This is a genomic window from Streptomyces sp. NBC_00388 (assembly GCF_036061255.1).
Classification (GTDB): domain Bacteria; phylum Actinomycetota; class Actinomycetes; order Streptomycetales; family Streptomycetaceae; genus Streptomyces.
In genome coordinates, this window is the sequence record NZ_CP107948.1 from 1,590,286 (window position 1) to 1,612,343 (window position 22,058).

Sequence of the window (22,058 nt, forward strand, 5' to 3'; positions counted from 1 at the left end):
GGGACCGTTATCGCTCACGCGTCCCAGAGCGCGCCGAGCGCCAGCAGTTCGCCGTGGTGCTCGATCCGCTCGGCCCACTCGGCCGGCCAGGCGCCCGGGCCGACCCTGGCACCGGTGAAGGCTCCCGCCAGGCAGGCGATCGAGTCCGAGTCGCCCCTGGTGCAGGCGGCGCGGCGCAGCGCCAGGAGAGGCTCGCCCGGGAAGAGCAGGAAGCAGAGCAGCCCGGTGGCGAGCGCCTCCTCCGCGATCCAGCCGTCCCCCGTGGCCAGGCAGGGATCCGTCTCGGGCGAGGGCACGCGGAGCGCGCCGACCAGCCGGTCGAGTGCGGCGAGGCAGTCGTCCCAGCCGCGGGCCATGAAGTGGGCGGGGCTCACGTCGTCCGCGTACGTCCAGAGGTCACCGAGCCACCGCTCGTGGTAGCGGGTGCGGTTCTCGATGGCGTACGAGCGCAGCTGTCCCACCAGCCCGGTCGGCTCGGCGCCGTGCGCCAGCAGGAACACCGCGTGCGCCGTCAGGTCGCTCGCGGCCAGGGCCGTCGGATGGCCGTGGGTGAGCGCCGACTGCAACTGGGCCGCCCCCGCGCGCTGTTCCGTGCTCAGTCCGGGTACGAGTCCCAGCGGCGCGACCCGCATGTTGGCCCCGCATCCCTTGGAGTGCAGCCGGCTCGCCTGCTGCCAGGGCCGGTCGCTGTCGAGGAGTCCGCAGGCGGTCAGACAGGTGTTTCCGGGCGCGCGGTTGTTCTCCGGCGAGTGGTACCAGCCGACGAACTCCTGCCGGACGGCCGCCGCCATGGCGGCCGGTTCGAGCAGCCCGCGGTCCGTCACGGTCCGGATGGCCCGTCCCAGCGCCAGCGTCATCTGGGTGTCGTCGGTGACGAACGCGGGGCGGGGCAGCTCCATCTCGCGCCACGGCCCGCACTTGGCGAGGATGGAGGGGACGTCGTTGAACTCGGTGGGGAAGCCGAGGGCGTCCCCGAGTGCGAGTCCGATGAGGGCGCCGGTGGCGGCCTGACCGGTGGCGGTGCCTGTTCGGCCGGTACGGCTGACGGGAATCATGCGGGTCGTCCTTCCGGGCGCAGCAGAGGTGGGTGCAGGGCGGTGGCGGGGCCCGCCCGGTAGAGGGCGGCCGGTTTGCCCCGGCCGCCCGTCAGGCGCGCGGCCCCCGGCACCGGTTCGAGGAAACCCGGGCTCGCGAGGACCTTGCGGCGGAAGTTGGGGCGGTCGAGCGCGGTGCCCCAGACCGTCTCGTAGACCTGCTGGAGCTCACCGAGGGTGAACTCGGGCGGGCAGAACGAGGTGGCGAGGCAGCTGTACTCGATCCTGGCGCCGACCCTCCGGCGGGCGTCGGCCAGGATCCGGCTGTGGTCGAAGGCGAGGGCCCGCTCCGCTCCGGCGGGCATCCACTGGGCGTGGGCCGCGTCGCCGCCGCTCCGCGGCTCCGGCAGATCCGGCACGAGCGCGGCGTACGCGACGGAGACGACCCGCATCCGGGGGTCGCGGCCGGGCTCGCTGTAGGTCCGCAGCTGTTCCAGGTGGAGCCCTGCCGCGGTCCTCACGGACAGTCCGGTCTCCTCGGCCAGTTCGCGCCGTGCGGCCTCGTCGGCCGACTCGTCCGGCCGGACGAAGCCGCCGGGGAGCGCCCAGCCGCCCAGGTACGGCTCCTCCCCGCGGCGGATCAGCAGCACGTGCAGCCCGCCCTCCCTGACCGTGAAGACGGCCAGGTCGACAGCGACGGCGAACGGCTCGAAGGCGTGCGCGTCGTAGGGGACGCCTGAGCGGTGTGCGGGCATGCGCGGCCCCCTTCGGCGCTGCCGGTGCCCGGCCGCCGGATCCGGTCCACCCCCGTGGGCCCGGTGCGCCGGCGACCGCGCACCTTCTTTATGGTCACTCTGACTATAAAGCAGCGAACGGGCCGGGACAAGAGAGAACCCGGCCCCCGTCGAGAGCGGGGGCCGGGTTCCTGGTGCGTCTGCGGTCGCGGTTACAGACCGACTTCCTTCATCAGCATGCCGACCTCGGTGTTGGTGAGGCGGCGCAGCCAGCCCGACTTCTGGTCACCCAGCGGGATCGGGCCGAAGCTCACCCGGACCAGCTTCTCGACCGGGAAACCGGCCTCGGCCAGCATCCGGCGGACGATGTGCTTGCGGCCCTCGTGGAGGGTCACCTCGACCAGGTAGTTCTTGCCGGTGTTCTCGACGACGCGGAAGTGGTCGGCGCGCGCGTAGCCGTCCTCCAGCTCGATGCCGTCCTTCAGCCGCTTGCCGAGGTCGCGCGGCAACGGGCCCTGGATCGCGGCGAGATAGGTCTTCTTCACGCCGTACCGGGGGTGCGTCAGCCGGTGGGCCAGCTCGCCGTGGTTGGTGAGCAGGATGATGCCCTCGGTCTCCGTGTCCAGCCGGCCCACGTGGAACAGCCGCGTCTCGCGGTTGTTGACGTAGTCGCCCAGGTTCTGGCGGCCGTCCGGGTCCTCCATCGAGGAGACGACACCGGCCGGCTTGTTCAGCGCGAAGAAGAGGTACGACTGGGTGGCGACCGTCAGGCCGTCCACCTTGATCTCGTCCTTCGGCAGGACCCGGCGGCCCTGCTCCATGACGATCTCGCCGTTGATCTCGACCCTGGCCTGCTCGATGAGCTCCTCGCAGGCGCGGCGCGAGCCCATACCGGCCCTGGCCAGCACCTTCTGCAGGCGCTCGCCCTCCTCCTCGGCGCCGGGGAAGGTCTTGGGGGTCTTCACCTGCGGCTTGCTGTGCCGCTCCCTGTTGCGCTCCTCGATCTTGGCGTCGAGCTCGCGCGGCCTGGAGGTCTCCCGCTGGCCGTGCGGGCCGCGGCGCGGGGGCGGGCCCTGCGGGCTCTTCTTCGGGCCGCCCTTGGCGCCGCCGCGGGCTGCCGCACCTCGGCTGCCGCCCGTCTTGGCACCGGACTTGCCGCCGGCGGCGGGGCCGCCCCGGCCGCCGGCCGCGGGCTTTCCGCCCCGCTCGTCGGACGAACCGGTGCCGACGTCGTAACGGCGCTCCTCGGGACGAGGCCGGCGCGGACGCTCCTCCTGCTTGTCGCCGCGTGCTCCGCCGGCACCGCCGGACTTCGGACGGGGCGGCTTCCCGCCCGTTCCCCGGTTGTCCCGGTTGCCGGTTCCGCTGTTCCTGCCGTTGCTTCGCATCAAAGTTCCGTCTTGTCGTCTGCGTCGGTGTCCGGACCGTACGGTGCATCCGGATCGAACGACGGCACACCTTCTTGTGTCTCGGCCTCGATCGCATCCGCCTCGGGAAGGAAGGGCGCGAGCTCCGGGAGCTCGTCCAGGCCTCGCAGGCCCATCCGCTCCAGAAAGTAGTTCGTCGTCCTGTACAGGATCGCACCTGTTTCGGGTTCCGCGCCCGCCTCCTCCACCAGACCCCTCTGGAGAAGGGTCCTCATGACCCCGTCACAGTTGACTCCGCGGATCGCCGAGACCCTTGACCTGCTCACCGGCCGGCGGTAGGCGACCACGGCGAGGGTCTCCAGTGCGGCCTGGGTGAGCCGGGCCTGCTGCCCGTCCAGGACGAAGCTCTCGACGGCTGTGGCGTACTCGGGGCGGGTATAGAAGCGCCAGCCGCCCGCCACGAGCCGCAGGTCGAACCCGCGGCCCTGGAGCGTGTACTCGTCGGAGAGCTCACGGAGCGCGCCGGCGATCTCGCGTCCGGGCCGGTTCAGGACCTTGGCCAGGTGTTCTTCGGTGGCCGGCTCGTCGACGACCATCAGGACCGCTTCGAGTTCCGGCTTGAGGCCGCTCATGCCGTCTCCTCCATCACTTGATCGAATTCGTCGGTCACGACCGGCTCGGCGCCGTCCCCGCCGGTCCAGCGCACCAGGAGCTCGCCGAGTGCCTCCGGCTGCTCCAGGGCGACCGCCTTCTCGCGGTAGAGCTCCAGCAGGGCCAGGAAGCGGGCCACGACGGTCAGGGTGTCCGGCGCGTCCTCGGTGAGGGTGTGGAAACTCACCTCGGCGCAGGTGCGCAGCCGGGCCATGACGATCGCGGCCTGCTCCTGCACGGAGACCAGCGGGGCGTGGATGTGGTCGACGTAGATCTGCGGTCGTGCCTTCGGCTGCATCGCCTTCACGGCGAGCTGCGCGAACCTCTCGGCGCCGATACTGATGACGACCTCGGGCAGCAGGGCGGCGTGGTGCGGCTCCAGCCCCACGGTCCTGGGGTACCGCTTGCCCTCCGCTTCGAGACGGTCGCTGAAGATGTCGGCGACCCGCTTGTACGCGCGGTACTGGAGCAGCCGGGCGAAGAGCAGGTCCCGCGCCTCGAGCAGCGCGAGGTCGGCCTCGTCCTCGATCTCGGCCGCGGGCAGCAGACGCGCCGCCTTCAGGTCGAGGAGGGTGGCGGCGACCACCAGGAACTCCGTGGTCTGGTCGAGATCCCACTGGGCGCCCATGGCCCGGATGTGGGACATGAACTCGTCGGTGACCTTCGACAGGGCGATCTCGGTGATGTCGAGCTTGTGCTTGGAGATCAGCTGGAGGAGAAGGTCGAAGGGCCCTTCGAAATTGCTGAGCCGCACGGTGAACCGGCCGTCGTCCGGCTCGTCCGCACTCCCGGCGGGCGGGACAGGGGCCGGAGGCACCGGCTCGGGTCCGGGCGGCCGCCCGGCCGCCTCCAGAGCTGCTGCGGGCGCTCCGCCGGGGTCCTGTGGCTCCCGCTCCGCGTACGGCGCCCCCGGGCCGCGCCCCAGGGCGCGGCGGCGGGTCGGGGCTGAGTCGTCGGCGGCAGGCATCGCGGTCCAGGGTACGGAAGGACGGGCACGGCAGGGCCACCGGCGCGCACCCGCTCAGCGCCCGCGCAGCCGCCGTACGAGAATGCTGGCGTCGCCCCGCGACTCCAGATCGGCGAGGACCACGGCGACGGCCTCCCGGACGATGCGCCCGCGGTCCACGGCGAGGCCGTGTTCCCCGCGCAGCACCAGGCGCGCGTGTTCGAGGTCCATCAGCTCCTCGGCCGATACATAGACCGTGATCTTCTCGTCGTGCCGCTCACGCCCGGTGGGGCGCCGGTTGGCACCCCTGCCGCCGCCCCTGCGGCGCTGCTGGCCGGCCGGTGCGACCGGCGTGGTCATGGGGCGTGGCTCCTGCGGCCTGCGGCCTGCGGCCGCCTCCGCGTCGGCGGTCCTGCTGCGGGACTCCGTGGTCTCCGCCGCTGCGGCGGAGTGCTCCGCCGCGGCGGACTCGGCCCGCCCGGCGGAGGACGCGGCATGGGCGGCCGGGTCGCTCTCACCCGCGGGTCCGGGGATCCGCGCCTCGCCGTTGACCGGCCGCCGCGGGGACGACGACTGGAGCGCCATCCCCCCGGTCGTACGGAACAGTTCGTCGGCCCCCGGCAGACTCACTCGGCGTGACACCGGGCGAGCACCTCCCTGGCGAGCTGACGGTAGGCGGCCGCGCCGACCGAGTTGGAGGCGTACGTCGTGATGGGCTCACCGGCGACCGTGGTCTCGGGGAAGCGCACGGTCCTGCCGATGACTGTGTGGTACACGTGGTTGTCGAAGGCTTCGACCACACGGGCCAGCACCTCACGGCTGTGCACCGTACGGGAGTCGTACATCGTGGCCAGGATCCCGTCGAGCTCCAGGTCGGGGTTGAGCCGCTCCTGGACCTTCTCGATGGTCTCGGTCAGCAGGGCCACCCCGCGCAGCGCGAAGAACTCGCACTCCAGCGGCACGATGACCTTGTGAGCGGCCGTCAGCGCGTTCACGGTCAGCAGACCGAGCGACGGCTGGCAGTCGATCACGATGTAGTCGTAGTCCTGCATCAGCGGCTTGAGCGCCCGCTGGAGCGTGGACTCCCGGGCGACCTCGCTGACGAGCTGCACTTCGGCGGCCGACAGGTCGATGTTGCTCGGCAGCAGGTCCATATTGGGCACTGCGGTCTTGAGCAGGACCTCGTCCGCCGCCATGCCCCGCTCCATGAGCAGGTTGTAGACGGTGAGGTCGAGCTCCATCGGGTTCACACCGAGACCGACGGAGAGCGCACCCTGCGGGTCGAAGTCGACCAGCAGCACCCGCCGTCCGTACTCCGCGAGGGCGGCCCCCAGGTTGATGGTCGACGTGGTCTTGCCCACGCCGCCCTTCTGGTTGCACATCGCGATGATCTTGGCGGGACCGTGGTCGGTCAGCGGTCCTGGGATAGGGAAGTACGGCAGCGGCCGTCCGGTCGGGCCGATCCGCTCGCGGCGCTGGCGGGCAGCGTCGGGGGCGAGCGTGGCCGCGTACTCCGGGTCGGGCTCGTACTCGGCGTCGGGGTCGTAGAAGTGACCCTCGGGTACCTCGTTGTAGACGGCGAGATGGGTGGTCGAATCGCCACTCCGGTCGCCGGCCCTGGCGTTCACGTGTAGGCCGTCCATACTCTGGTGGGCTGTCGTCATGTGCGGGTGGGTCTGGTGGCTCGCGAAGGTGCGGACAGCGACGGAGCCGACAGCCTCGCGCCCCGCAGGGCCGTGGCCCCGAGCAGGCGTTCCTGATCGACCACCCCCGGGAGTAAATGTCGACTCATTCACAAGTCGTCTTACCTCCTTGGACGTGACCAGGAAACTTTATCGATAGGTCAGCGTGGCACCATGCCGACGATGGGCGACTCTATGGCGTGTCACCGGTCCGCAGCAACACAATCCGCCGGACCCGGCCCGATGTGTCGGCAACGGAACACCCCGGTGTCAAGGGCGTACAGGCATCACCCGGCAGGTTTCCCGGGTGTACGAAACGGCTAAAGGGTTACGTTCACGGCGAGTTGAACGAGGGGTGCAAAGGGGGCAGACACGCAGTCGGCCGGACCTCGGGGAGCAAGGTCCGGCCGGTTGCGTGAGATTGACGACGCGTGTTGACGGGTCAGCCGAGCAAGGCACTCAGTTCGGTGTGCGGAAGGCCGAGGTCCTCGGCGACCGAGCGGTAAACGACCTGCCCGTCATGCGTGTTGAGGCCCAGGGCGAGCGCGGGGTCGCGGCGCAGCGCGTCCTCCCAGCCCCGGTTCGCGAGCTCCACGATGTACGGGAGCGTGGCGTTGGTGAGGGCATAAGTCGACGTACGCGGCACTGCGCCCGGCATATTCGCCACACAGTAGAACACCGAGTTGTGGACCTGGAAGGTCGGATCGGCGTGCGTGGTCGGACGGGAGTCCTCGAAGCAGCCGCCCTGATCAATCGCAATGTCGACAAGTACACTTCCGGGCTTCATCTTGGCGACGAGCGCGTTGGTGACGAGCTTCGGCGCCTTGGCACCGGGGATGAGCACGGCGCCGATGACGAGGTCGGCCGCGACGACGGCCTTCTCCAGCTCGAAGGCGTTGGAGACGATCGTCTGCACCTTGGTGCCGAAGATCCGGTCGGCCTCGCGGAGCTTGTTGATGTCCTTGTCCAGCAGGGTGACGTGGAAGCCCATGCCGATGGCGATCTGCGCGGCGTTCCAGCCGGAGACGCCGCCGCCGATGACGACCGCCTCACCCGCCGCGGTACCGGGCACACCGCCGGGCAGCACACCGCGGCCGCCGGCCGAGCGCATCAGGTGGTACGCGCCGACCTGCGGGGCGAGCCGGCCTGCCACCTCCGACATGGGGGCGAGCAGCGGCAGCTGGCGGGTGGCGGTCTCGACCGTCTCGTACGCGATGGCGGTGGTGCCGGACTCCAGCAGGGCGTCCGTGCACGCGCGGGACGCGGCGAGGTGCAGGTAGGTGAAGAGCGTCTGGTCCTTGCGGAGGCGGTGGTACTCCTCGGCGATCGGCTCCTTCACCTTGAGCAGCAGATCGGCGGTGGCCCACACCTCGTCGGCCGTGGGGAGGATGCGCGCCCCTGCGGCCACGTACTCCTCGTCGGTGATGGCCGAGCCGACACCGGCACTCTGCTCGATGACGACCTGATGTCCGTGGCGCACCAGCTCGTGCACGCCTGCCGGGGTGATGGCCACCCGGAACTCGTTGTTCTTGACCTCGCGGGGGATGCCGACCAGCACGTCGATCACAGTCCTTGGATCTGGGGGATGTTTCTGTCGATGACGCACATGTCCGGCAACGCACAGCAGAGCTGAAGGCATCCCGGATGGACGCGACGAAACCAGTGTTAATGAAGGACTTCGCGCTGTCTAGCCTTTCAAAGCATCAATCTTCAGTCGAGCCACCACGGATTTCGTAGGCAAATCCTTACTCAGCCAGCAATCTCTCAGCCGAACCCCGGTGCAGATGCGCGGCGGCGGAGTCGCCCAGCCGCTCCAGGGTGTCCGCGAGCCGGAGGTGCAGCGCTGCCTGAAGCCGCACGTCATCGGCGGACCGCGCCCACTCCAGCGCCTCCGTGCAGGTACGGAGGGACTCCTCGGGGCGCCCCGCGTACTCCTGCACCCGGGCCACCTCGCTCAGCGCCCGCGCCTGGGCCGGCAGGTCTCCCGCGCGGCGGTACCCGGCCACCGCTGCCCGCCAGGTGCGGAGCGCGTCGGTGTAGTGGCCCGCGTAGCAGTGCACGGTGCCGAGCCGTCCGTAGAGCCGCGCCTCGTCCGCCGTCTCCCCCCGTGCCTGCCGCTGGGCGAGCGCCCTCCCGTACCAGTCGCAGGCCCGCTGCCAGTCCCCCAGCTCCTGGTAGGCGCCGCCGACGGATTCCGTCGCCCGTCCGGTCGCGTACGGGTCGTTCGCCGCCCGTCCGGCGTCCAGCGCGGCCCGGTACCGGGTCAGGGCGGCGCGGGTGCGGCCGGTCCGCGCGTCCAGATCGGCGAGGTTCAGCAGCGCGGCCGCCTGCTCGCGGTGCAGCCCGCGCCGCTCGGCGACGCCGAGTACCAGCTGATGGAGGCCGTACAGCTCGGCGGCAGCCGCCTCGGCGCCGCGGTGCGCGGAGAGCGCCCGGACGAACGCGGCGATCAGCCGTCTGGCCAGCGTGTCGAGCTCCCCGTCGGCGACGGCCAGCCGGGCGGCGGCGAGCAGCGCCGGCTCCCGCAGCCGCAGCCACTCACCCGCGGCCGGGGTGTTCGGGAAGCGCAGCGTGCGGGGAAGTCCCGCCAGCTTCCTGCGCGACGGTGAGCCCTCCGGATCGGTGACCGCGCGACAGGACTGGAGCAGCCGCACGGTCCGCTCCAGGAGGCGCGCCCGGGCCAGCTGCACCTCGGCGGCCCGGTCCTGGTCCTCCATCAGCGCGCGGAGCAGCGGGGCCAGACAGCCGGGCACCTCGAACTGGCCCTCCGCGCGGGCGCGCAGCAGTCCGAGCCCGGCGAAGTCGTCCAGGGTGGACCGGGCGGCGGACACCGAGCAGCCGGCCAGCGCGGACGCCGTGTGCGCGTCGGCCAGTCCGGCGGGGGCGAGTGCCAGCAGCCGCAGTATCCGGGCGGCGGGCTGCGGGAGGGAGGCGTACACGAACCGGAAGGCGCGGGCGAGCGGCCGGGGGGCCGCGGGCCCTTCGGCCTCATCGGGCAGGCTCCGGAACTGCTGGGCCGCGTCCGCGACGGACAGCTTGGGCCTGGCGGCGAGCCAGCCACCGAGCAGGACCAGTGCGGCGGGCTGCCCGCCGCACTCCTCCGCCAGCGCCTCGGCGGTCCGCGGGTCCACGGTGATGCGGACCGCTCCCGTGAAGTCACCGAGCAGCCCGACGGCGGACGCGGTGTCCAGGCCGCCGAGCGTGCAGGGCCTGACATCGGGGATACCGGTCAGCGGGCCGGTGGAGACGGCCACGACCAGGGAGTCCGAGACGTCGGGAAGGAACGGGTCGACCTGCCCGGCGTCGGCCGCGTCGTCAAGGACCAGCAGCACCCGCCGCCCGGCCAGCGCCTCGCGGACCAGCCCGGTGAGGTCGTCGTCGGCTGCGCCCGGGGGCGCCGGGACGCCCAGTGCGCCCAGCAGCCGGCGAGCGGTGTCCCCGGCGGGTACCCGCTCGCCGCCGGGCGCGGTGAGCCGCGCGGTCAGGAGCCCGTCGGGGTAGTCGGCGGTGAGGCGGCGGGAGAGTTCGGCGGCGAGCGCGCTCCGCCCGGAGCCCGGCTTTCCCGCGATGAGCAGCACACGGGGGCGGGCGCCCTTGCGTCCGGCCATGGTGTCCAGGCCCGCGCGTTCGATGTCGGCGCGGAGCGCCTTCAACTCCCGTTGTCTGCCGAAGAAGTGACCGGCCGCCGGGTGGGTGTCCGATGTCGTGACCCGGTCGACCGCGTCCACCGCCTGATCCGTCACGGGCTCGCTCCGTCCGCCTGCGCACCGGCCCGCCGGGGGCCCGGACGGGACGGTGCCGAGCGTAGTTCACGTACCCAGACGAACCAGGCGGAGCGGGGCGGGCGGAGTAGGTATGTCCCTCAGTCAGCTCAACAGATCATCAGATCGGGAGCCGGAAGAGCCCCGGGCTCTGTTCTACGCCTCGAAGGGGCGGGCGGGCCAGGGGGCGTCCGCCGGGCGCAGGGCGTCGAGGCCGTCGCCGCTGAGTGCGGCGGTGAGCGCCAGGACCCCCACGACGAGGCAGGTGTTGTGCAGCTCTCCGGCCAGCGCGCCCCTGACGAGCTCGGCGGGCTCGACCCGTGCGTGCTCCATGTCGGCCTCCTCCTCGGAGACCTCGAAGCGTGCGCCCTCGGCCTCGGAGACTCCCCGGGCGAGGAAGATCCGTACGGCTTCGTCGCAACCGCCCGGCGTCGGGTAGACGTCGGTGAGCACCCGCCAGTCCTCGGCCTTGACGTGCGCCTCCTCGTAGAGCTCGCGCTGCGCGGCGTGCAGCGGATTCTCGCCGGGGATGTCGAGCAGCCCCGCCGGGATCTCCCAGAGCTTGTGGCGTACCGGGTGGCGGTACTGGCGCAGGACGATGACCTTGCCGTCGTCGTCCAGGGCGAGGACGGCAACCGAGCCGGGGTGGACCTGGTAGTCACGGTGGACGACGGTCCCGTCGGGCATCACCACGTCGTCGGTGCGGACGCTGGTCTTGTTCCCGGTGAAGGGGGTGGTGGTCGCGGTGACCCGCCACTCCTCGGGGGTGTCCCTGATGGCCATGGAAGCGTCCTCTCAAAAGCGGAAACCGGGGCGGGGGCTCATGAGAACCCCGCCCCGGTCAACCGTAACGCCCGTGTCCGCGTGCTACTTGCCCGTCTTGCGTGCCACGGCGGCCTTCACCAGACCCGCGAAGAGCGGGTGCGGCCGGGTGGGCCGGGAGCGCAGCTCCGGGTGGGCCTGGGTGGCGACGAGGTAGGGGTGCACCTCGCGGGGGTACTCGACGTACTCGACGAGCTTGTTGTCGGGGGACGTGCCCGAGAAGACCAGGCCGGCCTTGGTCTCCAGCTCCGCGCGGTAGCCGTTGTTGACCTCGTAGCGGTGGCGGTGACGCTCCTCGACGTACGGCTGGTCCTCGTACGCCTCACGGACGAGGGAGCCCTCGGCGAGCTTCGCCGGGTAGAGGCCGAGCCGCATGGTGCCGCCCAGGTCGCCCGCGCCCTCGACGTAGGCCAGCTGCTCCTCCATCGTGGAGATCACCGGGTGTCCGGTGGCCGCGTCGAACTCGGTGGAGTTGGCGTCCGGGATGCCCGCGACGTTCCGCGCGGCCTCGATGACGATGCACTGGAGGCCGAGGCAGAGGCCGAGCAGCGGGATCCGGTTCTCGCGGGCGTACTGGATCGCACCGACCTTGCCGTCCACCCCGCGCTCCCCGAATCCGCCCGGGATGCAGATCGCGTCGACGTCGCCGAGCTGCTTCTTCGCCGCGGCCGGTGTCCGGCAGTCGTCGGACGCGACCCACTTGACCTTGACCCGGGCCCGGTTGGCGAAGCCGCCGGCCCGGATGGCCTCGGTGACCGAGAGGTAGGCGTCGGGCAGGTCGATGTACTTGCCGACCAGCGCGACGGTGACCTCGTGGCCGGGGTTGTGGACACGGTCCAGCAGGTCGTCCCAGGTCGTCCAGTCGACGTCGCGGAACGGCAGGTCGAGCTTGCGCACGACGTAGGCGTCCAGGCCCTCGGTGTGCAGGACCTTCGGGATGTCGTAGATCGACTTGGCGTCGACGCAGGCCACCACGGCGTCCTCGTCGACGTCGCACATCAGCGAGATCTTGCGCTTGATGGCGGTCGGTACGTCGCGGTCGGCGCGCAGCACGATGGCGTCCGGCTGGATGCCGATGTTGCGCAGCGCGGCGACGGAGTGCTGGGTGGGCTTGGTCTTCAGCTCGCCCGAGGGGCCGATGTAGGGCAGCAGCGAGATGTGCACCACGAAGACGTTGTCCCGGCCGACCTCGTGGCGGACCTGGCGGACGGTCTCCAGGAACGGCAGCGACTCGATGTCGCCGACCGTGCCGCCGACCTCGGTGATGACGACGTCGACGTCGTCGGTGGCCATCCGGCGGATGCGGTGCTTGATCTCGTTGGTGATGTGCGGGATGACCTGCACGGTGTCACCGAGGTACTCGCCGCGCCGCTCCTTGGCGATGACCGTGGAGTAGACCTGGCCGGTCGTGACGTTGGCCGAGCCGTCGAGGTCCACGTCGAGGAAGCGCTCGTAGTGGCCGATGTCCAGGTCGGTCTCGGCGCCGTCGTTGGTGACGAACACCTCACCGTGCTGGAACGGGTTCATCGTGCCCGGGTCGACGTTCAGGTACGGGTCGAGCTTCTGCATCGTGACGCGCAGGCCGCGGGCCTTGAGGAGCGCACCGAGACTGGAAGCGGTCAGCCCCTTGCCGAGCGAGGAGGCGACACCCCCGGTGACGAAGATGTGCTTGGTCGTCGCGGATGTTGAGTTGCGGGCCTGCATGGCCAAGAGGGGGCTCCCGTGGTCGCGATCTGGAGTGCGTGCCGACACGGGACCCGGAGACTTCCGGGGGTGCCGTCGCTGCGGTTCGGGGCGTGATGACCACCGGTCCACGGGCCACCAGGGTATCAGCGACCGCGGGAGGCTGCTTCCGGCCACGCACAGCACCGTCTCCGCCACACACAGCTCAGGCTTCACCGAAAGGTCGTAAGCCGGTCACCCAACACTCACCCGTTCGGCGCAGGCGCGTTGCCCGGCGGGTCATGCGGATCACCTGGGTGCGTCGTATCCTGCTCGGACACTCGCTGCCGAGACGGCCGGAAACAGGCACCACCCCCGCCCGTTCTCCGGAACGAGCACTCGCCAGCGCTTATTCAAAAAAGCCCCTGACTGCAACACAAGCGCCCCGAGGGGCGACGTGGCCGTTCGACTGGAGATTGCACGTGGCCGGGCGCATCGAGGATTACGCACTCATCGGAGACATGCAGACCGCCGCCCTGGTCTGCCGGGACGGGACGGCCGACTGGCTGTGCCTCCCCCGCTTCGACTCGCACGCCGTCTTTGCCGGACTGCTGGGAACCGAGGAGCACGGTTTCTGGCGGCTGGGACCCGCGCATGCCCCTTCGGCATGCCCGCCGGTCGCGGACCGCCGCCGCTACCGCGGGGATTCACTGATCCTCGAATCGGAGTGGGACACGCCGCGCGGCACCGTCCGTGTGACGGATTTCATGCCGCCCCGTGACGGCGCCCCCCAGCTGATCCGGATCGTGGAAGGGGTGAGCGGGCGCGTCCCCATGCGCTCCGCACTCCGGATGCGGTTCAGCTACGGGCGGGTGACGCCCTGGGTCCACAAGGTGGACGGGCGTACGGTCGCGGTCGCGGGACCCGACTCGGTCTGGCTGGACACCTCGGCCGACACCTACGGCGAGGACCTCACGACGTACTCCGACTTCACCGTCGGGCCGGGCGACCGGATCGCCTTCACCATCAGCTGGGAGCCCTCGCACAAGGCCCCGCCCGCGCTGCCCGAGCCCGAGAACTCGCTGGTGGCGACCGAGGACTTCTGGCGCGACTGGGTCGACCAGTGCACGTACCACGGCCCCTACCGCGAGGCCGTGGTCCGCTCGCTGATCACCCTCAAGGCGCTCACCTACGCGCCGACCGGCGGCATCGTGGCCGCGCCGACGACCTCACTGCCCGAGGACATCGGCGGCTCCCGCAACTGGGACTACCGGTACACCTGGCTGCGCGACGCCGCGATCACGCTCTCGTCGCTGCTGCGCACCGGGTACCGCGAAGAGGCCCGCGCCTGGCGCGAGTGGCTGCTGCGCGCGGTCGCGGGCGACCCGGAGAACCTGCAGATCATGTACGGGATCGCCGGAGAGCGCGAGCTCGGCGAGGCGGAGCTGGACTGGCTCCCGGGCTACGAGAACTCGGGCCCCGTCCGGGTCGGCAACGGCGCGGCAGGACAGCTCCAGCTCGACGTCTACGGCGAGGTCACCGAAGCCCTGCACCTCGCCCACATGACCGGGCTGGCCCGCAGCGACTACGCGTCACTGCTCCAGCTCAAGCTGATCCAGTACCTGGAGGACCACTGGGACCAGCCGGACGAGGGCATCTGGGAGGTGCGCGGCCCGCGCCGCCACTTCGTGCACTCCAAGGTGATGGCCTGGGTCGCCGTCGACCGGACCATCAAGCTGATCGAGTCCGGGGACGCCGACGGGCCCATCGAGCGCTGGCGCGAGCTGCGCGACGACATCCACCGCGATGTCTGCGAACGGGGCTACGACAAGGAACGCAACACGTTCACGCAGTCCTACGGCTCGAAGGAGCTGGACGCCTCCCTGCTGCTCATCCCGCAGATGGGGTTCCTGCCCCCGGACGACAAACGGGTCATCGGCACCGTCGAGGCCATCCAGCGCGAGCTGTCCACGCCGGACGGCTTCGTGCTGCGGTATCCGACGACGGGGGGCTCCGCGGGCGTCGACGGCCTTGAGGGGGACGAGGGTGCCTTCCTCGCCTGCTCGTTCTGGCTCGCCGACGACCTGGCGATGATCGGCCGGGTGGACGAGGCACGCAAGCTCTTCGAGAAGCTGCTCGGGCTCCGCAACGACCTCGGGCTGCTCGCCGAGGAATGGGACCCCAGGCTCCAGCGCCAGGTCGGCAACTTCCCGCAGGCCTTCAGCCATGTGCCGCTGATCGACACCGCGCTGCGGCTGACGGCTTCGGGGGCCTACGGAGGGTGACCCCGGTGTAGGTTCCCAGATCTCGTGTCCTTTTCCCACCGGCCGTGTCCACTGCGTGGCCAGTAGGACGCGGGCATGGGATTCATGCCTCGTGAGCCAGTAGTTCCCCACTTTTTGTACAGGACTGCCCCGGGCGGCGTCTGCGGGCGTGGCCGGGGCAGGACCCCAGCGTTCGGCGGCTGGCGAGGCTGCCTGGAGAAACGCGGGGTTGGTGGTCCGATGGGTACAGCGGTGGCCGCGCCGGTACGGCTGAGTGTCCGGCGTGGTGACGAGTCCGTGGTGGAGGACCTGGAGTGGCCATCGGTGCCGCTCGGGCTGCTGCGGCAGGCCCGGCCGTGGCGGACGTTCCGCTGGTTCAAGGGGCAGCAGCACTATTCGGGCACGTATTGGTCGGCGACCGTGGGCGATCATGTGATCTACGAGTCGCGGCTGGAGCTGGGGCGGCTGTTGTTCGCCGGCTTCGCTCCCGAGGTGCGGCAAATCGTCGCCCAGCCGTTCCTGCTCAAGGCCGGCGTTGATGGCAAGGTCCGCAAGCACATCCCGGACTACCTGCTGCTGACGGATGACGGTCCGGTGGTCGTGGACGTCAACCGCGGCACCGACTTGAGAAGCCGGAAGTCGCTTTCACCTTCGCCTGGACGCAGGAGGCCGTGACTTCGCGCGGGTGGCAGAACGAGGTGTGGAGCGAGCCGGATCCGCACGTGCTGGAAAACGTCCGGTTCCTGGCCGGCTACCGCCGCGCCTGGCTGTTCGACCCTGACCTGGTGGCCGCGCTGCGGGCGGTGGACCTGGACGGGATGTCGCTGGGCGACGCCTTCCGGCTGCGGCCGGAGTGTCCCCGGCCGCTGGCGAAGTCGGCGGTGCTGTACCTGCTGTGGTCCGGGCATGTGACGACCGCGCTGGACCGGCCGTTGAGCACAGGCCACGTGTTGCGGAGGGCAGCATGAGCGGGGCGGGGACGAAGCTGGGGGTCGGGACGCACTTCCGGCTGGACGGCGAGACGGTCGAGGTCGTGGAGTTCGCCAGCCTGGCCACGGGCATGGAGGTCGTCCTCAAGGACGGGCGCGACCGGCTGGCCAGGATGTCACTGCGCGAGCTGCTGACTTGCGATCGCGCCGAGCTGATCCACGATAGGTCAGGCCCGTCTGCCGCCGATGACGAGGACCTCGCGGCCCGCACGGCCCTGATCACGAGAGTTGGAAGACTGCGTCGCGAGATCGGACACCCACTTCTCACTCGTACAACCACGGCATCACCGATGAAACTGACCCAGATCGGTGAAGCCGTAGTCGCTGCGATCCACGCCACGGGGCCACGGAACCAAGGATGGCTGCGTGCCGACCTACAGGACACGCCCTAGCTCGGCCCGGCTCAGCTTCCGGCCATGGCGATGACCAGTTTGCCGCCCTTCGGGCGCTGCTCGCGCTCCAGCTCCGTCAGGGCGGGAATCGCCTCGGCCAACGGGACCGTACGGGCGATGGGCAGGCGCAGGGTCCGGGCCACCTCCTCCAGGTCGGCGGTCACCGGTCGGCCCATCATCGCCCGGAACGGGCCGGGCAGTGCGCTTCTGATCATTTTGGCCGGGGTTGGGACGATGTCGACGATGGTTCCGCCGGGCTTCAGCAGCGTTCGGGCCGCGGCGAAGGTAAGCATGCCGGGCGTGTCGAGGACGAGATCGAACCGTTCCGCGAGGGCGGCCGGGTCGAAGCCGAAACCCACGACCGGCTCGACGCCGAGCTCGTGGGCCTCGTCGGCCGCAGGGTTGCGGCAGCTGCCGGCGACCGAGGCTCCCCGCGCCTGGGCGAAGTGGGCGGCGGCCCGGCCCACCCCGCCCAGGTACCCGTTGACGAAGACCGCCTGCCCGGGCCGGATTTCCGCCGTGGCCTGGTAGGCGGTCACGCCCACGGTCGGCAGGGCGGCTGCCTGCTCGTACGAAAGGTCCACCGGTTTGAGCACGACCGCCTTCTCCGGGGCCGTCACCATCTCGGCGAACGCCCCCGCCTGCCGGAACCGAGCCCGGCCGAGTACCGCGTCGCCGGCCTTCAGGCGGGTGACGCCGGCGCCGACCGCCTCGACGACTCCGGCGAAGTCGTGCCCCATCGCCCGGGGAAAGGAGCGGCCGGTCATCAGCTTCATCTCGCCGTTGCGCATCTTCCAGTCCAGCGCGTTGGAAGCCGCCGCTCGGACGCGGACGAGAACCTCATCCGGACCCGGGCGTGGTGGCTCGAACTCAGCGAGCCGCATCACCTCCGGGCCGCCGTAGCGGTCGTATTGAAGGCGCTTCACGAGGCGTATTCGTTCGAGATCTCGGTGGCGTAGTTCTTCCAGAGCGGTTGCATGGTCTCGGCGTTGACCGGCTGCCCGGAATCGATCATGGCCTTGAAGTCGCGGAAGTACTGCACATACAGGTCCGGCGTGAAGGTGTTCAGCATGACCGCGTTCTCGTCGCCGACGTTGGCGAACGTGTGCGGCGCCCCGGTCGGCACGATGACCCAGGTGCCCGGCCCGGCGTCGTATTGGTCCTCGCCGACGGTGAACCGGAAAGTTCCCGCCAGCACGTAGAAGCCCTCGTCATGCTGGGCGTGGCGATGCTGCAACGGGCTCGGGGTGCCCGGCGGAATGGTGACCTCGGCGAACCCCAGCCGGTGGTCGGTGTGCTCGCCGTTCTCCAGGATGCGGATCTGCTGCGCCCCGCTGCCGAGGATCTCGCCCTCACCGGGGCGGACGATGTTTACCTTCGCCACGACTTCTCCTATTGCTATTGCCTGCCTTGGTCACCACCATCCTTGTCCGGGCCGGCTGTGCGCGTCTTGGTCGTCTGTGCACGGTTGCTGGTTACCAGTGCACGGGCGTTGTAGCCGTACGTCGCCTTGAAGAGCTTGCTGAAATGGGTGGGATCGGAGAATCCCCACCGGGCCGCCACGGCGGTGACCGTACGTCCGCTTCCGGTCAGCTCGGCCCGGCAGCGCTCCAGGCGGCGACGGCGGATCAGGGCCGCGACGGTGAGCGGCTGGTCCTCGAACAGCTTGTGCAGCCGGCGTACGGATATGTTGTGGGTGGCGGCGATGCCAGGCGGGGACAGATCGGGATCGGCCAGCCGGGTCTCGATGTAGCCGGCGATCCGGCTCCGCAGCCACTCGTCCGCGGCCGGTTGTTCGTCGCCGAGCCGGGCCTCCAGTGCGACCGCGATCAGCTCCACGACGGCCGCCGCCGACCGCAGCGCCTCCGCCTCGCGGAACTCGGTCGCCGACCACGCCGACTGCCGGGCCAGCACGGAGACGAGAGCGCCCGGGCCGTGGCTGCCGTCGATGCGTACGCCGATGAGCCGGTCGATCTGCGCGGGCCGGATCCGAAGCTCCCGGCGCGGAACCAGGATGGTGACGTGCGCCGAGGCGGTGCTCTCGAACCGGAGCGTACGCGTGGGATCGAGCAGTACCAGGTCGGTCGGCCCGAGTTCGGCGTCGCCGCGCCCTTGCTCGATCCGCGTCCGGCCCCGGGTCATCACCTTGACCGCCAGGTTCTCGCCGTCGGAGGCGTCGCGCTCCCGCCCGATGCAGGCGCTCTCGGGCGTGTCGAGGGAGACCAGCCGCAGCGGCCCGAGGTCACGGGTGGCGATCCCGCCCCGGAAGCCGGCCCCGGCCAGCTTGTTGATCAGCGGCGGAAACCCGCTGGCGGCCAGCTCGTCCTGGAACGACTCAAGGTTGCCGATCACCGGTCAATGATAACGGCGACACTTCTGCTCAGGCACGGTGTTCGGCGGGGGGTTACAGCGGCGCCGGCCCGCATCTGCTCTACCAGGCTCTGGTGCACGCGGTGGACGGATCAGTCGCGCCGGCGACCGACGGCCGAACGGTGAGCGCAGCACCGATATCGGAATCGGTGGTAACCGCCGCGATGGACTTCGAGATGTGTTCACGCTCGTTGGCGATCAACTGGAGTCCGCTGGTGGACGCGGCTGTGACGGCCGGCCTGCCGACACCCATAACCGCCGGCCGGGTACCGGGTTGCGAAGCCCCGTCGTCTTGAGCGCCGGCCGGTAACGTCTGGTGAGCACCACCGCAGTCACCGCCGCAAAGAACGCGGCAGCGAGGATCGCGCGTGGTCTTCGTGATCGCATGAACGAGTGTCTCTTTTGCCGGTCAGCCCAGCGTTATGCGCGCACGACGCCGGGAAGCCGGGAATGGGAACGGCACCGACGCTCGGACCGATCGGACCTGCCGATCTGCGGTCGGCGGCATCGTTTCGACGTTCGAGGCCGGTCACTCGGTGTAACCCCGCGCGGTCTGGCGAGGTGGGTGAAATCGGGACTCTGTTCAAACGGCGTGGATGTCGATCAGCGGAGCCTGTCGATTGTTGAGCTCGCGGGATCGCGTTCACCAGCCCGGAACGCAGCGACCAGATCGCCCGCCGCGAAGCCAAGGGCTCCCGCGACGGACGCCCACCCGCCTTCGATCCCGAGCGCTACACCGGCCGCAACGTCGTCGAGCGCTGCTTCAATCGACTCAAACAGTTCCGCGCGATCGCCACCCGCCACGCCAAACGCGTCACCTGCTACCGCTCAGAAATCATCATCGCCGCCATCGTGTTATGGCTGCGTGCCGACCTACAGGACACGCCCTAAGGGCTGTCCCGTAATCCCCGGCGGGCGCACGACGACAGCTACGGCGCCTCGCCGCGTTGTCGGAACGCCCGAATACATCCAGTATGCGAGCGCCCCTCCGCCTTGCGATGCACCGCATCTGACGCCCCGCGCTGATCCACCAGGGATTACGGGACAGCCCTTAGTCCACACCAACCGTCGCCTCAATGGGGCCTGGACCCAGCGCTACGAACACGGCGTTCCCGTCAGTGACCTTGAACCCGTCGAGGTCGATGGCACGACCGGGACGCCGGCCCATTTCAAGCCGGACGAGTCGCTGGGTTCGGTGCCCCTGCCGGAGGATGGCGATCTTTCGCGCCTGGCCACAGCCTGGCCCCATCCAGAGGTTCAGGTCAATGACCAGCGGCTGCGGCGTCACGGGCTGAGGTCCGCCGACTGGAGTTGCCATCAGTGAGCGGCCGTTGGCTCTTCCGTTCGCTGAGGAAAATGACACGGAAGCGGGACTGTGTCACTGACACGACCGCGGAATCCGGCCTGAAAGTGCAGGTCACTGCAGCTCCAGAGGACACGCTTCTCAGGTGCGACGCCGCAGCCTGCCGTATCAGGATGGACGCCTCCCATTGCAGCGAACAAACCGTCGCAGGTCCACACCGTGCCGGGCGGGGAGCCGCTGACCGAGCCGCTGAGCCCCGGGCGCGGGCACTGTCCGGTCCGTGACCATGACGCCGAAGGCCTCCTCCTGCAGCAGCCGTCCGAGTATCCGGAGATCCTCGCAGTCGCCGGCGGAGCATGTCGGGCATGGCCTCACGGAACCACGGTCGCAACGCGCTGCAGAACGACATGGCTCACGGGAACCTGCGGACGGCTTCCGGTAGCGTCCGGCCTCATGGAGAACCAGGGCGGAATCACAGTGCAGCGGGCGCTTGAGCTGCCAGGACTGCGCGGTGGGCTGCCCGAGGTCGTCGCGGGCGCCGACCGGCTCAGCCGTACCGTCCGGTGGGTGCACGCCGGTGAGGTGCCGAACATCGCCTCGCTGCTGAAGGGGGGCGAGCTGCTGCTCACCACGGGCCTGGGGCTCGGCACCCGCCCCGCCGAGCAGCGGGCGTTCGTCCGCAGGCTCGCCGACCGCGGGATCGCCGCCCTCGTGGTCGAGCTGGGCCCGCGTTTCTCACGGCTGCCCTCGACGCTCGTGGAGACCGCGCGGGCGGCCGGCCTGCCGCTCGTACAGCTGCACCGCGAGGTGCCCTTCGTCTCGGTGACGGAGGAGGTCCACACCGAGATCGTCAACGGGCACTACGCACTGGTGCAGCGTGCCGACGAGGTGCACCGGCGGTGCACCCAGGCGCTGCTCGGCGGTGGCGGAGTGCCGCAGGTGCTCTCCATCCTCGCCGAGTTCACCGCCAACCCGGTCTTCCTGGAGACCCCCGACGGACAGCTGCTGTACGCCGCGGGCCAGGGCGAGCCGCTCCAGGTCTGGGAGGGGCTGCGCGGGCACCGCCCGGCGGGCGCCGTCCTGGTGGACGTGGCGGGCAGCGCCTCCGGTACCGGGTCGGTACGGGCCAGGCTGGCTCTGCTGCCGGTGTCGGCGCCGCTGGCCCAGGTACACCGGATGGCCGCCGAGCGGACCGCGGGGATCCTCGCCGTCGTCCTGATGCAGGCGCGCCAGGAGGAGGAGCTGGCCGCGCGCGGGCGGGGCGACTTCCTGACCGATCTGGCCGAGGGCCGGGTCTCCGCGCACGATGCGCCCGCGCAGGCCCGGGTCCTCGGTTTCCGACCGGGCGATGGCCCGCTGCTGCCGGTGGTGATGCGGCTGGCCGCCGAGCTGTCGCCCTCGGGGAACTGGGCGGTGCTGGCCCGCGCCGTCCTGGAGGAGCTGAGCTCCGTCGGGGTACCGGTCCTCCTGGGCGTACGCCCCGTGGAGGGCCGGGTCCCGCTGCTCCTCGGTCTGCGTACGGAGTCGGAGCGCGCCACGGTGGCCGACCGGGTCGCCGTCGCCCTGCGGGCCGGTGTGGCGCGCGCCGGTCTGGAGCGGGCCGGCGCACATCCCCCGATCGTCGTGGTGGGGGTGGCGGGCGGCTGGGCGGCGGCATCGGCCGGGCTGCGGCACGCCGCCGAGACGGCGACCGCGGCACAGGGGCTGCCCGACCGCCCCTGGTACGACGCCCGGCGCCTGGACATCGATCTGCTGCTGTGGCGGCTGCGCGACCAGCCGGACCTGGCAGCCTTCGTGGACCGGGCGATCGGCCCGCTGCGCGAGCACGACCGCACCTCGCGGCCCGCGCTGCTGCCCACCCTGCAGACCTATCTGGCGCACGCGGGCCGCAAGGCGGAGACGGCGCGCGAGCTGCATCTCAACCGCCAGACGCTCTACAACCGGCTGGCGCGGATCGCCGAACTCCTCGGCACCGATCTGGACGACCCGCAGACGGTACTCGCCCTGAGCCTGGCGCTCCGGGCCCGCAGGCACACCCCGTGACCGGGCGCCCGGGGCGGAGCGCCCGGGACGTGCCGCAT

Annotated in this window: 19 protein-coding genes; 5 read left to right on the plus strand and 14 right to left on the minus strand. The window is 70.8% G+C overall.

Features of this window, described 5'->3' with window-relative positions; genetic code table 11:
• Nucleotides 1–14 precede the first annotated feature (14 nt).
• The 11 genes from OG917_RS07280 to OG917_RS07330 all read right to left on the minus strand — a co-directional run bounded on the left by OG917_RS07280 (nt 15) and on the right by OG917_RS07330 (nt 12,701).
• Complete coding sequence (locus OG917_RS07280; RefSeq protein ID WP_328316721.1) at nt 15–1,055, minus strand: ADP-ribosylglycohydrolase family protein; 1,041 nt, start codon at nt 1,053–1,055, stop codon at nt 15–17.
• Nucleotides 1,052–1,789: an NUDIX hydrolase gene (locus tag OG917_RS07285; protein WP_328316722.1), complete on the minus strand. Its 738-nt coding sequence runs from the start codon at nt 1,787–1,789 to the stop codon at nt 1,052–1,054. The genes OG917_RS07280 and OG917_RS07285 overlap by 4 nt, the downstream gene beginning before the upstream one ends.
• Nucleotides 1,790–1,980: 191 nt before the next feature.
• Entirely contained in the window at nt 1,981–3,156 is a 1,176-nt protein-coding gene (locus OG917_RS07290) for a pseudouridine synthase (protein WP_328316723.1), read from the minus strand.
• Nucleotides 3,156–3,767 carry an SMC-Scp complex subunit ScpB gene (gene scpB / locus OG917_RS07295; protein ID WP_328316724.1) on the minus strand — a complete coding sequence of 204 codons (612 nt, stop codon included), beginning with the start codon at nt 3,765–3,767 and terminating at the stop codon, nt 3,156–3,158. Before scpB ends, OG917_RS07290 begins: the two co-directional genes overlap by 1 nt.
• Nucleotides 3,764–4,753, minus strand: coding sequence for a segregation and condensation protein A (locus OG917_RS07300; protein ID WP_328316725.1), 990 nt, complete (start codon nt 4,751–4,753; stop codon nt 3,764–3,766). The genes scpB and OG917_RS07300 overlap by 4 nt, the downstream gene beginning before the upstream one ends.
• A 54-nt stretch (nt 4,754–4,807) precedes the next feature.
• Complete coding sequence (locus OG917_RS07305) at nt 4,808–5,362, minus strand: hypothetical protein (RefSeq protein ID WP_328321708.1); 555 nt, start codon at nt 5,360–5,362, stop codon at nt 4,808–4,810.
• A complete protein-coding gene (locus tag OG917_RS07310) occupies nt 5,359–6,528 on the minus strand; it encodes a ParA family protein (protein WP_328316726.1) in 1,170 nt (389 codons plus the stop codon). The genes OG917_RS07305 and OG917_RS07310 overlap by 4 nt, the downstream gene beginning before the upstream one ends.
• A gap of 328 nt (nt 6,529–6,856) precedes the next feature.
• Nucleotides 6,857–7,972 (minus strand): alanine dehydrogenase, encoded by a 1,116-nt coding sequence (ald, locus tag OG917_RS07315; RefSeq protein WP_328321710.1) that lies wholly within the window; start codon nt 7,970–7,972, stop codon nt 6,857–6,859.
• 187 nt (nt 7,973–8,159) lie between these two features.
• Nucleotides 8,160–10,157 carry a tetratricopeptide repeat protein gene (locus OG917_RS07320; protein ID WP_443058918.1) on the minus strand — a complete coding sequence of 666 codons (1,998 nt, stop codon included), beginning with the start codon at nt 10,155–10,157 and terminating at the stop codon, nt 8,160–8,162.
• 174 nt (nt 10,158–10,331) lie between these two features.
• Entirely contained in the window at nt 10,332–10,958 is a 627-nt protein-coding gene (locus OG917_RS07325; protein ID WP_328316727.1) for an NUDIX hydrolase, read from the minus strand.
• Between the two features lie 84 nt (nt 10,959–11,042).
• Nucleotides 11,043–12,701, minus strand: coding sequence for a CTP synthase (locus OG917_RS07330; protein WP_328316728.1), 1,659 nt, complete (start codon nt 12,699–12,701; stop codon nt 11,043–11,045).
• 440 nt (nt 12,702–13,141) lie between these two features.
• On the opposite strand from OG917_RS07330, the gene OG917_RS07335 reads away from it, so the two are divergent.
• The 4 genes from OG917_RS07335 (at nt 13,142) to OG917_RS07350 (ending at nt 16,304) form a co-directional block, all read left to right on the plus strand.
• Entirely contained in the window at nt 13,142–14,944 is a 1,803-nt protein-coding gene (locus tag OG917_RS07335; RefSeq protein WP_328316729.1) for a glycoside hydrolase family 15 protein, read from the plus strand.
• A gap of 276 nt (nt 14,945–15,220) precedes the next feature.
• Entirely contained in the window at nt 15,221–15,598 is a 378-nt protein-coding gene (locus tag OG917_RS07340; RefSeq protein ID WP_240799408.1) for a TnsA-like heteromeric transposase endonuclease subunit, read from the plus strand.
• A complete protein-coding gene (locus OG917_RS07345; protein WP_328316730.1) occupies nt 15,595–15,891 on the plus strand; it encodes a hypothetical protein in 297 nt (98 codons plus the stop codon). The genes OG917_RS07340 and OG917_RS07345 overlap by 4 nt, the downstream gene beginning before the upstream one ends.
• Nucleotides 15,888–16,304: a hypothetical protein gene (locus OG917_RS07350; RefSeq protein WP_328316731.1), complete on the plus strand. Its 417-nt coding sequence runs from the start codon at nt 15,888–15,890 to the stop codon at nt 16,302–16,304. Before OG917_RS07345 ends, OG917_RS07350 begins: the two co-directional genes overlap by 4 nt.
• Nucleotides 16,305–16,315: 11 nt before the next feature.
• On the opposite strand, the gene OG917_RS07355 is transcribed toward OG917_RS07350, so the two are convergent.
• From OG917_RS07355 to OG917_RS07365, 3 genes are read right to left on the minus strand one after another with little or no spacing between them, the layout of a single operon-like run.
• Entirely contained in the window at nt 16,316–17,230 is a 915-nt protein-coding gene (locus tag OG917_RS07355) for an NADP-dependent oxidoreductase (RefSeq protein ID WP_328316732.1), read from the minus strand.
• Entirely contained in the window at nt 17,227–17,688 is a 462-nt protein-coding gene (locus OG917_RS07360) for a cupin domain-containing protein (protein ID WP_024494953.1), read from the minus strand. Before OG917_RS07360 ends, OG917_RS07355 begins: the two co-directional genes overlap by 4 nt.
• A gap of 14 nt (nt 17,689–17,702) precedes the next feature.
• Entirely contained in the window at nt 17,703–18,656 is a 954-nt protein-coding gene (locus tag OG917_RS07365) for a helix-turn-helix domain-containing protein (RefSeq protein ID WP_024494954.1), read from the minus strand.
• A gap of 1,774 nt (nt 18,657–20,430) precedes the next feature.
• Here OG917_RS07365 and OG917_RS07375 point away from each other — a divergent pair.
• The gene (locus tag OG917_RS07375) at nt 20,431–22,020 is read left to right on the plus strand and encodes a PucR family transcriptional regulator (RefSeq protein ID WP_328316733.1); all 1,590 of its coding nucleotides are present in this window, start codon (nt 20,431–20,433) and stop codon (nt 22,018–22,020) included.
• The last annotated feature ends 38 nt before the right edge of the window (nt 22,021–22,058 follow it).